We start from the raw sequence: 12,697 nt of genomic DNA on the forward strand, positions 1-12,697 counted from the left end.
GATGGGGAAATAGATTTTTGGTGTACCATTTAACTGCTTTTTGCGTAAACATAGCGCAATCCCGCCCTCTTAAACCCTGCTATTACTCCATTTATCACCATATCTATCAGTTCATGGCTGGTAGCCTTCACGATGAGAGTTGCTCCAAAGCGGTAAATAGGTTCAAAGGGCAGTTGAGTCCCAGTTTCAATCAAAGTTACCTCATAAACGTCATTGGAGAAGAGTTCCGCCCTTCCACCATGCCATACCAGTTGACCCTCCTTTAGAATTAGAAAGTAATCGGCCACGGCCTCTCCCTCTTCAACATCATGGGTGGCTATTATTACACCCTTTCTTTTGGATATCAGCTCGTCCACAATGCCTGCCCTGTAGGAATCAAGGTGCGCAGTTGGTTCATCCAGAATAACGACTTCTGAGTCACAGGAAAGTGCCACCAGTAGGTTACATAGCTGTGCCTGTCCGCTGGAGAGGGAGTCTATCCTCTTGTCCAAGAACGAGGCTATCCCTAAAACCTCAACAAGCTCGTCTATTTTTGAACACATGGGATTTACTCTGAGTGTCTCCACCAAGTCACGCACCTTAACTGGGATTCTAAACTGGGGTTTCTCAAAGGAGTACCTTATGGCAACCCACTTGTCTTTCCTCTTATATGGTTCCCACCCGTTTATTCTGGCACTTCCTGTCGTTGGATGTTTAATTCCGACGAGAACGGAAAGAAGTGTCGTCTTCCCGCTCCCGTTATGTCCGATAAGGGCCAGCCTATCAGCCTTCGCTTTGAAGGTCAAGTTCTTTATCCCCCATGTTTTTCCGTAATTGACTCCGAGGTTTTTGGCCTCAACAATCATTGGCCAGCCCTCCCCGCAAGTATCAGGAGAACTATTCCCATAAGGATTAGGACGTAGTCAACGGGGCCGCTGTACTGTGTGAAGCTGTACTTTACTCCCCCGAGCCAGTTCTGATGAGTCGGCTGAACGTTGGTTCTAAGTAGACCCAGAAGCGTAATTGTTGGGTATGAGCTCTCAATGTATCTCCACGTGGTATTTGAAACTATATTATCCGGCACCAATTTCTGAAGGTCAATTTGTTCGGGTATAACGCCAATTGGCACGTGTGTGGGCATTCCGTCCACAATTGAATTGTACTGAAGGGAAACGTTTGGACCCACTACAATCAATGTTCTGGCAAAGTACCTGTCTTCAGCCCGGTAGTACGCAACCTCATCACTGTACTTTGCGAGGGACTCCGGTAGGTCAGGAGCGTAGATATATGGAAATCCGAGTGAATAGGGCGAGAAATCAAACGAAAAAGGTATTTTCCTGATTGCTAGCTTTGATGTTTTGGAATAGTTCAGGGCGTGAATCGTTATGTTGCTCTCCGGAAAGAGGGTTTTTATGAGTGGGTCGTTCGCGCTCAGGATTACTGTTTTTTCGGATATGCGCTTGGGGTTTCCAGTGATTTTTCCGGGATTGTTAATGCTTGTGAAGTAGATTATAGTCGTGTGGTTCTGACCGGTTACATTGTAAAGGTCAAACTTGACCTGAAACTTGTTATTCCCAACGTATGTGACGTTGTAAACCAGGAGGAGGTTGGAATCTCCGGTAGGGAAGTACCCCGCGTAAACGAAGTTGCTCCCGGGCTTTAAAACGGCATGGGGACTTTTGAGGTAGGCTGAAGCGCAGTATCCAATTACAGGATATGACGCGATGACAACCCCAAGCAGGATTAAAATGAACCCTGATACTGTGTAGGTTTTTCTCCTTTTCATTTCGAACTCCTCCCTAGCTGTTAGATACTAGATACTAAAAACAAAGTAGAAAGACAAAATTACTCAATATCAACTGGTATCTCGATTGAAACTCCAACGTTTTCAGTTAGGTATCTGCTGATAGATACACCCCCATGACTATCAACGTAAGCTATAATCCTCAGCTTAAGCTGTGTGCTCCCAACAGATTCAATAGGGAGCTTTTCTTGAGGCAAGATGTTTTTGGCTGTTGGCGTTATTCCCGATGGTTCAAGGTATATCTGGAGTTCACTCGACCCATCATAAGATGCCCTTGTTAGTCCATAATGAGTAAGAGCATCGAGGTGCCATGTTCCGTGTGCTTGTATAGTAGCTGGTGCGGTGTACGAATCCGTTGTGTACCAGTATGCATTTGATCCTGTTCCGCTAGATGAACCAAAGTGAACTCTAGTACTAGGACCTAACTGAAATTGCCTATTTTGCACAGCATACTGGGCTGCAATGTACACTTTAGCAGTTGAGAAACTGCCATGTAGAATTGTGTCAAGAGTTATAACTCCACTGTTCGTGGCAATTGCCGGTGTTGCTATTGCTGCAATCACTAAAACGACAACTCCGAAGATTGTTCCTGCCAACTTCTTCTTGTTCATATGCCCCCCCCCATTTAGTGGTGGGCAGTTAAACGTTGAACGATAGTATTTTTTATAGGTTTTGGTTCAATTGTTTAAATACTTTAAATCATAACCCACCAAAGTCCCAGCCTCTTCTTTACATCTTCCGCGCTGAGTCCCTTCACGAACAGGTCTTTTTCCCTGCCCGTTTCCCCCCTCAGGATGCTGACCTCCACACCGAGTAGCTTGGAGAGGAACTTGACCACCTCCCTGTTCGCCTTTCCCTCAACGGGTGGGGCCTTTACCTTGACCTTCAATCGGCCACGCCATTCGTCTATCCCCTCGATCGCGTTCTTCTTCGCCTTCGGCTGGACGTAGATGAGAAGGAGCGTCCCTTCCTTCGTCTCCTTAAGGAACTTCGCCATCTCAATCCCTCCACTCGTACTCCCACACGATTTTCGGAGGAAACTCCCCGCGCTTAAGCCTTTCGAGTATTTCCCCGGCTATGGAGTAGGCAAAGTCGAAGGTTTCTTTGTCAATCAACCCGTAGTTCAGGGCCATCTCAAGCTCGTCCTCGTCGATTAGGAAGGTATCCCCGTGCGGAAAGACAAAGATATCCAGGAAGAGGTCGAGCATCTCAAGCGTGTCCCCTTCCCTCTTCGTGTAGGCCAGAACGTCGATGTAGAGCCCCTTGAAGTTCCCTTCCCTGTCGTAAACCTTTAGGACGTCGTAGTTTTTACCAACAAAAGCGAAGTAGAGCATGTTGTAGCCGTTGTCTACCACCTTCACGCCGTTCACCTTGAGCGGGGCGAGCATGCCGGAGAAGGTTGACTTAGCGACGATGACGTCGCCCAAATCCGCAACTACCTCGTCATCTCGCTCCAGAACGCGGTTGGGAATGCGGCGGTAGATGAGGTGGATTCTGGCTGGCATTGGAGCTCCCTTTTTGAGTAGGCTGTGGAGGTTAAAAAGCTGGCTGATTGAATTGTGAAACGTAGCGTTCAAGATAATTGATTTTGTCCCCCCGGCTTCGTCTTACGTTTCCGCAGTATATTACCCTTCGGGAGAAGGGAAATACATAAATACCCGGAGGGAGAAGGGAAATGGGGGAGATATGCGTTAAGCCAGTCAAATACAACTTGACCGATCTCGCTTGGTTCCTTGGCGCTAGTATTTTTGGCTCAATTGTTGTGGCATCTATCTATGGTTCAGAGATCCAAGACATCTATGGTTTTAAAAATCTCTTTCTTGTGGGCTTTCTGATAGCATTTGGTGCGTTAATAAGTGTTTTTGTTGTATTACAAGATTTAGACGAGTTTGTGACGGGGATGGATCCTAACAAGATACTATCTGAGTGTAAAGGACGTGTAAGGGGAGATCTCGAAAAGGCCTATTCTCTAGCTACCGAAAGGGCCTACACTCTTTTCGTCAACTTCTTCGTGTCTTGGATACTCCTCGGCGCCGTCAACGGGGTGCTCATTTACTACGGGCCTCCTCACTGGTTGACAACGCTCTCAATAGGCCTGTTCTCCCTCTTTGGATTCATCAGCTTTATACTCTGGATAATCTCCTACCTGAGGTACAGGGACTACAGCAAGAAGCTGCTGGTGATTCAGCTGAAGAAAAACGAGAAAGCTGAGATATCAATAAAGATTTAACTCTTCTTGCAGTTTTCTCTCCTTTGATCCCCCTGTCGAGTTGCCGAAAGCTTTTATATTTCCGTGCCGATTTTTGAGTGATGACAAAGAAGCTTGAGGAAATCGAAGCCATTCTCCGGAAGCACAAGGGAGAGCTCAGGGAACGCTTCGGGGTTAGCTCAATAGCCATATTCGGCTCCTACGCCCGGGGCGAAGAGACCGAGCTGAGCGACGTGGACATACTCGTCGAGTTTGAAAGGCCCATAGGGTGGGAGATAGTTGACCTCAGGGACTACTTGGAGGAACTCCTCGGCCTGCCTGTAGATTTAATTACAAAAAACGCCGCCATGAGCAGAAGAGAACTGTGGGAACACATTAAGGAGGACTTGGTCTATGTCTAAACGGGACCCCTGCCTTTTCATGAATGATATCTTGGAGGCTATAGGTCGGATAGAAGAGTACACCAGCGGCTACACCTTTGAAACCTTCATTAACGACAAGAAAACGGTCGATGCCGTCCTGAGAAACCTCGAAATCATTGGAGAGGCTGCGAGAAATATTCCAGACGAGGTGAGGGAGAGATATCCCTCGGTTCCTTGGAGGAGAATCGTCGGCCTTAGAAACGTTGTCATTCATCACTACTTCGGCGTTGACCTCTCAGTAGTATGGGTTATCGTGAGTTCCCAGCTTGAGGAATTAAAAGAAGAAATCGAGAAAATCGTTGAGGGGGAGTGTTAACTCCCGAAGATCAGCTCCCTCAGCTTCCCGGGCAGCTCCTCGATCTTCACCCTCACCTGCTCCCTCGTGTCGCGGTCGCGGATTGTCACAGTGCCGTCCTCCGGCGTCTGGTTGTCGATAGTTACGCAGTAGGGCGTTCCTATTTCATCGTACCTCAGATAGCGCCTCCCTATCGTGTCCTTCTCGTCGTATACCGCTATGAAGCCAGCCTTCTGGAGGGTTCTGAAGACGTCGTAGGCTATGCCTTTGAGCGGTTCCTTGGCGACGAGGGGCAGAACTGCGACCTCTATCGGGGCCATGTCCTTCTTGAGTTTGAGGTAAGTCCTGTCCTCCTCGATAACCAGAGAGTTCTCAAGGAGCAGGTAAAAGGGCCTGTCAATACCGAAACTGGGTTCAAGGACGTGAGGCACTATCTTCTCGCCGGTTATCTTCTCCTCGACCTCTTTGATGATGAAGTCGTCCTTCTCAAGCTCGTAGCCCTCGATGGTTATCCTGCCGTCCCTCTCCAGCACATCCACCAGGTTCCTGAGCTTCTCCTCGTCCCAGCTCTGGATAAGCTCGTTTATCCTCTTGGCGTCCTTCTTGAGCTTCGGCCCGACGCGCTTCATGTTGAGTCCCACTTTGAGGCGCTTGACTATCTTCGGCTCGTCGTAGTGGATGAGGACGGTCAGGTCAGCCCCGCTCATCTTCATGTGCTTGCTGAGGTCGTAGTCTCCGCGGTAGGCTATGCCAACGCACTCCACCCAGCCGAAGCGCTCGCTGTGTATCTCCACGTCCCACGTGTCGCTCGAGTAATGCGCCCTTTCCTCTGGCAGCTGCTGGCGGAAGCGTATCGCCTTCTCGGGGATGCCTATGTCGAGGAGAACGCGCTTGACCATGACCATGTAGTATGCGAAGAAGGTGTTCAGGACGTAGCCCTTCTTCACGGCCTCCTCGGCGGTCATCTCCACCATTCCAAGGTTCTTGAGCTGGTGCTCTATCGGATATAGCCTGAGAACCTCGGCCTTGACCTCGTCGAAGTGGGGATGTTCCGTCTCCTTCGGGTTGAAGAATATCTCCGCTTCCGCCTGCGTGAACTCCCTTAACCTCAACATCCCCTGCCTTGGTGAAATCTCGTTGCGATAGGCCTTTCCAATCTGGAAGACGCCGAAGGGGAGCTTGTTCCTCGCGAAGGCGTTGAGGCGCCTGAAGTTCACGAAGATGCCCTGCGCCGTCTCCGGCCTCAGGTAGCCCTTCTGGTCGCCGTAGGGGCCGATTTTGGTCTCGAACATGAGGTTGAAGTACCAGACCTCCGAAAGCTCGCCGCCGCACTCGGGGCATTTTATGCCGTGTTCCTTTATCATCTCGGTGAGGTGCTCGGCGCTCATTCCCTCCGTGTCAATGTTGAGGGCCTCCTCGACGAGATGGTCTGCCCTGAACCTTGACCCGCACTTCTTACACTCGACCAGCGGGTCAACAAACTTGTCAACGTGACCGCTCGCAATGAAAACCTTCTCGGGCGTTATATCGGGGGTCTCCAGCTCAAAGAAGCCCTCCCTCTGGAAGGCCTCGCGAATTTTCTGCTCGATTTTTCTCTTTATCGTCGCTCCAAGAGGACCGTAATCGTAAAAACCCCTCGCACCACCGTAGATTTCAAAACTGCCCCAGGCAAAGCCTCTCCTCCTCATCAAGTCCTGAAGAACTTCGTACTTATCGGGCTTCTCTCCCATCACTCACCACCTGAAACTGGAGTGAGGCATTTTCATAAAAACCTTTTGGGGAGGATTTAGTCAGTACGTCAAAATGAAAATGAAACGGACGGGATGCTCAGCCCCTTTCCAGGACGAGGACACTTATTGGGGGCACTTTAATGGTGCCGGAAAGCACCTTGCCCCGCTCGCTTGAAGGCCAGAGAACCCTCCAATCTCCCGGCGGAAGCTGGAGCTCGACAACCTTACTCCAGCTGTTGGAGACGACTAGAACCTCGTCGTCATGCCCCCTGAAGAACGCCATCATGCCCCCCTCGGCCGTATAGAACCTTATGACGCTGCTCCTCAGCGCGGGGGTGTTCCTCCTCAGTTCTGCCAGCGCCCGGTAGTGGTTCAGCACGTCCCCGTTTACCTGATCCCACTGTATCGGGTAGCGCTGTTCGTCGTAATTGTTCTTGTCGCCCAGCAGGCCCCTTTCGTCTCCCTGGAACGTCACCGGCGTTCCGGGAAGAGTGTAGAGGAGCGTTGAGAGAAGTTTGAGCCTCTCTATGGACTCGCTGCTTGGGGTGTCTCCGAGTGAACCGCCGCCGAGGTCGGTGAGGACTCTCGACGTGTCGTGGGAGTCAACGAGATTGAAGCCCATTGCAACTACGTTCTCGCCGTAGCTCGCGTAGTACCTGCCCATCATCCTCATCGCGGCCTCACCGCTCAGGTAGCCCCTCGCGTAGTTCAGGAGGATGTCCCTACCGAGGGCGTAGTTCATAAGCGAGTCGAAGCGGTCTCCTTTAACCCACTCGGGCGAGAGAGTCCAAATCTCCCCGACGAGGTATGCGTCGGGATGCTTCTCTTTCACCCTTTCCCTCAGCTCGGAAAAGAAGGTTGCCGGGTCAAGAACCTCGTTGGGGACGTCGACCCTTATCCCGTCGAAGCCGAAGTCAAGCCAGTGAAGAGCGGCACCAATGAGGTACTCCCTGACCTCGGGGTTCGTCGTGTTGAGCTTTGGCAGGCTCCCGAAGCCCCACCAGCCGAGGTAAGCTTTTCCGTCGCCCAGCTTGAACGGCCACCGCTTGATGAAGAACCAGTCCCAGTAGGGGCTCTGCTTTCCGTTCTTCCAGACGTCGAGGAACGCTGGGTTGCCGATCCCGCAGTGGTTGGGCACGAAGTCGAAGATCACCCGTATTCCCCGCTTGTGAGCTTCATCGAGGAACTCTCTAAGGTCCTCCTCGGTTCCAAACTTTGGGTCGAGCCTGTAGTAGTCGTAGGTGTCATAGCCATGGGCGCTCCCGGAGAGGGTGATCGGGTTGAGGTAGATTATCGTGACACCGAGGCTCTTCAGGTAGTCGAGCTCCTCGGTTATCCCCTTTATGTCCCCGCCGAAGTACTGGTGGCAGCAGTGGAGGGGTGTTATCGGGTCGCTCCAGTTGGAGAGTACCGGCTTTCCTGGATTGACCTGGTTGAGGAGCAGCTCGTCGTGGTCAAGGGCGAGGACATCGTTGCTTTCGTTCCCGTCCTTGAACCTGTCCGGGAATATCTGGTAGGCTATGCCGTTGCTCACCCACTCCAGCTGGGGGAAGCGGTCAACACCATCGAAGCTGTAGAACGGGTTCTCGCTCGTGTTAAGGACGGCGAACCTCCCTCCGTCGGCCGAGTTTACAACGAGGTAGTAGCGCATAGGTTCAACGAACGGCACCTCGGCGCGCCACATCTCGCCGGAGTCCCACCAGACCTGGAGCTTCATCGTGTAGTTCCCTCTGTCGGTCACAAGGACGGCCGAGCCCACGGTGTCCCGCTTCGCCTCAAACCTCACCACAGTCCTGTTGTCTGCGACGCTTAGATAAGCCGGGTCTCCAGGATTAAACTCTACATAAAATCCCACATCTCCCTCAACGACCCTGACCGCGTTCTTTCCGCCGTAGCCGTCCGGAGCGTAACCGTCAGCCTCGGGGTCGTAGGGCCTTCCGGTGCCGTCGTCAGACATGTCCTTGACCCACTGGCCGTCGATGAAGTACTTGTACTCGTATCTCCCGGGCCTGAGACAGACCGTCGTGCTCCAGGTCCCGTTCTCTTCCTTCATGGGCCACTCGGCCCAGTCGTTGAAGCTCCCGCGCAGGCTGACGGAGGTTACAGTCCCCTTTCCGGGGTTATAGGTGAAGGTAACGGGAGTCCTCCCGGACGGGCAGCTCTTGCCGGTTCCCGTGTAAATCGCCGTGTAGTTGCCGGCCGGCAGTTTGAGTTCCGCCACCTCGGGCTCTGAATATGTAGACGTCGGGGTGAGCGCTGGTGATGTGGTCGTTGGGGACGGTGGTTGTGGGGTCGTGTCCGCTGGTGCCTGCTGGCTCTGGGAGATGCAGCCGCTGGCTATTGAAATCAGGAGCAGGAGAACAATCAGCAAGCCGGTCTTTCTCATAGTCCCACCATAGTCACCGTTGGTGATATAGGGTTATATGGTTTTCCCAGGAAGGTGTCTCCAGAACCTCTGGCAAAAAGCACGGGGAAAGAGTTATAAACCGTTTCCCTCGTTATCGTTACGAGCTTTGATTATTTGGAGGTGCGTGAAAATGGCGGAAAGACCACTTGATGTTATTCACAGGTCGCTCGACAAGGACGTGCTCGTGCTCCTGAAGAGGGGTTCCGAGTTCAGGGGTAGGCTCATCGGTTACGACATCCACCTGAACGTCGTCCTCGCCGATGCTGCCCTCATTCAGGACGGCGAGGTCGTGAAGAAGTACGGTAAAATCGTTATCAGGGGAGACAACGTTCTGGCCATTTCCCCTGTCGAGATTGAGTGAAGTGAGACTTTAGTGGGGTGATAGCATGGGAAGCGGGACTGCACCGAAGGGCAGGAGGAACCACACTCCAACTCACATCAAGTGCAGGCGCTGTGGAAGGCGCGCCTACAACGTCAAGAAGGGCTACTGCGCCTCGTGCGGCTTCGGCAGGAGCAGGCGCATGAGGAAGTACAGCTGGTCCCACAAGTGGAGGAAGAAGAGGAACCTCCTCTGAACCTTTTCTTTTCCTTTGCTTCCGGACTCTTCTCACACCACAATCCTTATTAACTTCCATGTTAGCTTTACCGTTTAGAGGGACGTCTTAATGCTCCACCTCAACGAAGATCAGCGCCGCCTCTGGAAGCTCGCCTGGCCCGCGATAATGGGGAACATATCCCAGACACTCCTCAACCTAGTGGACATGATGATGGTCGGCCAGTTGGGTGCTCTGGCTCTGGCGGCCGTTGGTCTCGGTGGCCAGGTCAGCTGGTTCATGATGCCCATCATGGCGGCGGTCGCAACGGGGACCCTTGCCCTCGTTGCGAGGTTCGTTGGGGCGAAGGACGACGCCAACGCCACTCTCACGCTGGAGCAGAGCCTCTACCTGGCGTTCCTCCTCGGAATCCCCGTCATGCTCTTCGGCTGGTTTCTGGGCGACGACATACTCAGGATAATGGGGGCAAAACCGGACGTGGTGGCCCTCGGCTATGAGTATATCAGGGTTCTCTTTGCATTCTACCCAATACGCTTCGCGGGCTTCACCGCGTTCTCAGCACTTAGAGGCGCGGGGGACACCAAAACTCCGATGAAGCTCGGCATACTTATGAACATCGTTAACGCGGTTCTGGACTACCTCCTCATATTCGGGGAGCTCGGCTTTCCCCGGCTCGGTCCGGTCGGCGCCGCCTGGGCCTCCGGAATAGGCATAACGACCTCGTTCCTAATCGGTCTCTACCTCCTCTGGAGCGGAAAACTCGTGCTCCGCTTCAGGCCCAGCTGGAGCTTCCACCCCGACATGGCGGGGAGGATCCTCCGCGTTGGAATACCGACGATGATCGAACGCGGAATATTCAGCTTCTACAACTTCCTTTACATGAGCATAGTTACCCGCTTCGGCACGGTAGCCCTGGCCGCACATCAGGTCGGGCTTAGAGTTGAGAGTATAGCCTACATGCCCGCCTTCGGCTTCAACGTGGCCACCTCAGCCCTTGTCGGCCAGAGCCTCGGAGAAGGAAAGCCCGAGAAGGCAGAAAAGACCGTTTACGAGGCACTCAAGATGGTGGGCCTCTTCATGAGCGTCATGGCGGCCATTCTGATAATATTCCCGCGCTACCTGGTCATGCCCTTCATAAATCCGGGCGACCCCAACTACGGCGAGGTCATGAGGCTGGCAAGCATATACCTCATAATAGTCGGAATAAGTGAAATTCCCCTTGGCTGGCTCTTCGTCCTCGGCGGTGCACTTAGGGGGGCAGGGGACACCAAGACGCCGATGTACATCACCGCCGTCAGCAAGCTTCTCTTCCGCATAGTGCCGGCGTACCTCCTCGGCTTTGGATTCACGATTCCAGCGTTTGAGATAATCGGCATGACCTTCCCGGGCTTTACCTTCGAGGGGCTCGGGATTATAGCGGCATGGATAGCCATGAGCCTCGAAACCTTCACGACAGCGGCGCTCTTCTGGTGGGCGTTCAAGCGTGGAAAGTGGAAATACGTGAAGGTATGACAGCAACGTTTATATCTTTGTAATGCGTTTTTGTAAACGGTGGTTGCATGGCTGTGATAAGCGTTCGCGTTCCGGACGAGCTAAAGGAGAAGATGAAGGAGTACGACATTAACTGGGGCGAGGAGATAAGACGTTTTATAGAGCAGAAGATCCGGGAGGAAGAAAAGACCAAGCTGCTCGACGAGATTGACTCCTTCCTCAAAAACGTCCCCGAGCTTGGGAAGGGAAAAGCCACAAAACTGGTGAGGGATTCCCGTGATAGTAATTGATACATCCTCCCTTATAAAGTATCTTCTAAAAGAGGAGGGATGGGAGAATGTTTCGGAATTCCTCAGAAATAGCGAAGACTTGGTCTCGCTTGAAATGGCACTGATTGAGGGCGCCAATGCCGTGTGGAAGAGATACAATCTGTACAGGGATATATCCATCGAAACTACCCGGAGGATACTTGACTATCTCCATGCCACCAAGGGGATAATACTGTACGAAAATCCGCTCCAATATCTCTCAGAGGGGGAGAAAATAGCCTTAGAACACAAAATCACGGTTTATGACGCCCTCTACATTGCCCAGGCAATCAAATACGAAAAGCTCGCCACGAGCGATGACAAGCAGGGAGAAATAGCAAAAAAACTCGGCGTTGAGGTGTTCTACCTCTAAAGCGCCGAGACGTTGAAGAGCGCCTCCATGAGCCGGCCGAAAAGGTAGCTGAGGAAAGCTGCACCCAGGCCTGTGGCAACCATTTCCGCGACCTTCTTCCTGATGGAGATTCCCGAGAGAAGGGAGATCAGCGTGGCCACTATCGCGAGGGCCGAACCGGCCAGCAGTATCGAAAAGGGAAGTGCCATCAGGGAGCTGGAAGCAAGGAAGTAGGGCGTGACCGGGAACGCGACCCCCAGCAGGTAAGAAAGCCCCGTGTAGAGCGCTGCCCTTATCTCGTTCTCCTCCGCCTCCGGCAGGAGAAGCCCCATTATGGCCTCGCTGTTGTCGGCGAGTTCCTTTGCGACGTCCCTGGCAACTTCCTCTGGCATTCCCCCCTCAACAAGCTTCTCGATCAGTTCCTCCGCAGCCCTCTCCGGCGAAACCCGGAAAAGAACCTCCATCCTGTCCCGGATGGACTCCTTCACCTGCCTCTGGGAGCGAACCGAAACGAAGGTCCCTATCGCCATGGAAAGCGCCCCTGCAACACCGACTATCAGACCGCTGATTCCCACGAGCTGGGGGCTGTTGGGATATACCGCCGAAAGACCCGTAACTGCTCCGAGGATCTCGACCAGCCCGTCGTTCATCCCGAGAACCAGATCCCTCGTGTTTTCAACGTGGAAGCGCTCCTTGCTCTCGTAGAAGAACTTCTCGTGCTCAAGCTCGTCGAGTATGACCTCCTTTATGTCACCCATTTCTTCCTCAGAGAAGCGGTCGGCGTATGTGGTTAGATACTTGAAGTACTTCTGTATCGCACTGTTTTCGCCCATCTCAAGAAGCGAAGCGACCGAGCCCGGTCCAAGGAGTCTCCTGAGGAGCTTGACGCTGAATATCGTGAGCCTCTTCACGGAGGGCTTCGGGACCTCCCCGCCGTGCCGCTTTATGAAGTCGTGCCAGAACTTGGCGTGCTTTGACTCTATATTTGAAAGCCTCAGAAATTCCTTCTTTATCTCCTCATCCTTCTCTATCCTGGCCAGCTGGGCGTAGAGAACCGAGTCGGCGTACTCGTCTTTATAAAAGTCCCTGGCGAGCCTTATCATCTCGTCCATTCACTCACCCCCTAAGAATCACACGGAGATAAGT

Annotated in this window: 16 protein-coding genes; 8 read left to right on the forward strand and 8 right to left on the reverse strand. The window is 52.7% G+C overall.

Annotated features, from left to right (window positions below):
- Nucleotides 1–29 precede the first annotated feature (29 nt).
- From F7C11_RS02695 to F7C11_RS02715, 5 genes are all read right to left on the reverse strand, one after another.
- Entirely contained in the window at nucleotides 30–845 is an 816-nt protein-coding gene (locus F7C11_RS02695; RefSeq protein ID WP_297090693.1) for an ATP-binding cassette domain-containing protein, read from the reverse strand.
- Complete coding sequence (locus F7C11_RS02700) at nucleotides 842–1,765, reverse strand: hypothetical protein (RefSeq protein ID WP_297090695.1); 924 nt, start codon at nucleotides 1,763–1,765, stop codon at nucleotides 842–844. The genes F7C11_RS02695 and F7C11_RS02700 overlap by 4 nt, the downstream gene beginning before the upstream one ends.
- A 59-nt stretch (nucleotides 1,766–1,824) precedes the next feature.
- Complete coding sequence (locus F7C11_RS02705) at nucleotides 1,825–2,394, reverse strand: hypothetical protein (protein WP_297090697.1); 570 nt, start codon at nucleotides 2,392–2,394, stop codon at nucleotides 1,825–1,827.
- Nucleotides 2,395–2,477: 83 nt separating this feature from the next.
- On the reverse strand, nucleotides 2,478–2,780 hold the full coding sequence (locus F7C11_RS02710) for a DUF167 domain-containing protein (RefSeq protein ID WP_297090699.1): 303 nt from the start codon (nucleotides 2,778–2,780) through the stop codon (nucleotides 2,478–2,480).
- Nucleotide 2,781: 1 nt separating this feature from the next.
- On the reverse strand, nucleotides 2,782–3,288 hold the full coding sequence (locus F7C11_RS02715; RefSeq protein WP_297090700.1) for a DUF402 domain-containing protein: 507 nt from the start codon (nucleotides 3,286–3,288) through the stop codon (nucleotides 2,782–2,784).
- Nucleotides 3,289–3,683: 395 nt separating this feature from the next.
- Here F7C11_RS02715 and F7C11_RS02720 point away from each other — a divergent pair, with 395 nt between their 5' ends.
- The 3 genes from F7C11_RS02720 to F7C11_RS02730 all read left to right on the forward strand — a co-directional run bounded on the left by F7C11_RS02720 (nucleotide 3,684) and on the right by F7C11_RS02730 (nucleotide 4,730).
- Nucleotides 3,684–4,013: a hypothetical protein gene (locus tag F7C11_RS02720; protein WP_297090702.1), complete on the forward strand. Its 330-nt coding sequence runs from the start codon at nucleotides 3,684–3,686 to the stop codon at nucleotides 4,011–4,013.
- Nucleotides 4,014–4,093: 80 nt separating this feature from the next.
- On the forward strand, nucleotides 4,094–4,393 hold the full coding sequence (locus F7C11_RS02725) for a nucleotidyltransferase family protein (protein WP_297090704.1): 300 nt from the start codon (nucleotides 4,094–4,096) through the stop codon (nucleotides 4,391–4,393).
- 31 nt (nucleotides 4,394–4,424) lie between these two features.
- A complete protein-coding gene (locus F7C11_RS02730) occupies nucleotides 4,425–4,730 on the forward strand; it encodes a DUF86 domain-containing protein (protein ID WP_297090706.1) in 306 nt (101 codons plus the stop codon).
- On the opposite strand, the gene glyS is transcribed toward F7C11_RS02730, so the two are convergent.
- Nucleotides 4,727–6,439 (reverse strand): glycine--tRNA ligase, encoded by a 1,713-nt coding sequence (glyS, locus tag F7C11_RS02735; protein WP_297090708.1) that lies wholly within the window; start codon nucleotides 6,437–6,439, stop codon nucleotides 4,727–4,729. The two genes, F7C11_RS02730 and glyS, sit on opposite strands and share 4 nt — an antisense overlap.
- 97 nt (nucleotides 6,440–6,536) lie before the next feature.
- Nucleotides 6,537–8,825 (reverse strand): alpha-amylase family glycosyl hydrolase, encoded by a 2,289-nt coding sequence (locus F7C11_RS02740; RefSeq protein ID WP_297090710.1) that lies wholly within the window; start codon nucleotides 8,823–8,825, stop codon nucleotides 6,537–6,539.
- Nucleotides 8,826–8,976: 151 nt separating this feature from the next.
- Here F7C11_RS02740 and F7C11_RS02745 point away from each other — a divergent pair, with 151 nt between their 5' ends.
- From F7C11_RS02745 to F7C11_RS02765, 5 genes are all read left to right on the forward strand, one after another.
- The gene (locus F7C11_RS02745; RefSeq protein ID WP_055428824.1) at nucleotides 8,977–9,207 is read left to right on the forward strand and encodes an LSm family protein; all 231 of its coding nucleotides are present in this window, start codon (nucleotides 8,977–8,979) and stop codon (nucleotides 9,205–9,207) included.
- 25 nt (nucleotides 9,208–9,232) lie between these two features.
- Complete coding sequence (locus F7C11_RS02750) at nucleotides 9,233–9,421, forward strand: 50S ribosomal protein L37e (protein WP_297090714.1); 189 nt, start codon at nucleotides 9,233–9,235, stop codon at nucleotides 9,419–9,421.
- Nucleotides 9,422–9,511: 90 nt separating this feature from the next.
- A complete protein-coding gene (locus F7C11_RS02755; protein ID WP_297090716.1) occupies nucleotides 9,512–10,912 on the forward strand; it encodes an MATE family efflux transporter in 1,401 nt (466 codons plus the stop codon).
- A gap of 47 nt (nucleotides 10,913–10,959) precedes the next feature.
- Nucleotides 10,960–11,181, forward strand: coding sequence for a hypothetical protein (locus tag F7C11_RS02760; protein WP_297090718.1), 222 nt, complete (start codon nucleotides 10,960–10,962; stop codon nucleotides 11,179–11,181).
- Complete coding sequence (locus tag F7C11_RS02765; RefSeq protein ID WP_297090720.1) at nucleotides 11,168–11,572, forward strand: type II toxin-antitoxin system VapC family toxin; 405 nt, start codon at nucleotides 11,168–11,170, stop codon at nucleotides 11,570–11,572. The genes F7C11_RS02760 and F7C11_RS02765 overlap by 14 nt, the downstream gene beginning before the upstream one ends.
- Here the strand turns inward: F7C11_RS02765 and F7C11_RS02770 are convergent.
- Entirely contained in the window at nucleotides 11,569–12,663 is a 1,095-nt protein-coding gene (locus F7C11_RS02770; protein ID WP_297090722.1) for a VIT1/CCC1 transporter family protein, read from the reverse strand. The two genes, F7C11_RS02765 and F7C11_RS02770, sit on opposite strands and share 4 nt — an antisense overlap.
- Nucleotides 12,664–12,697 lie beyond the last annotated feature (34 nt).

It is taken from the genome of Thermococcus sp. (genome assembly GCF_015521605.1).
Lineage (GTDB): Archaea > Methanobacteriota_B > Thermococci > Thermococcales > Thermococcaceae > Thermococcus.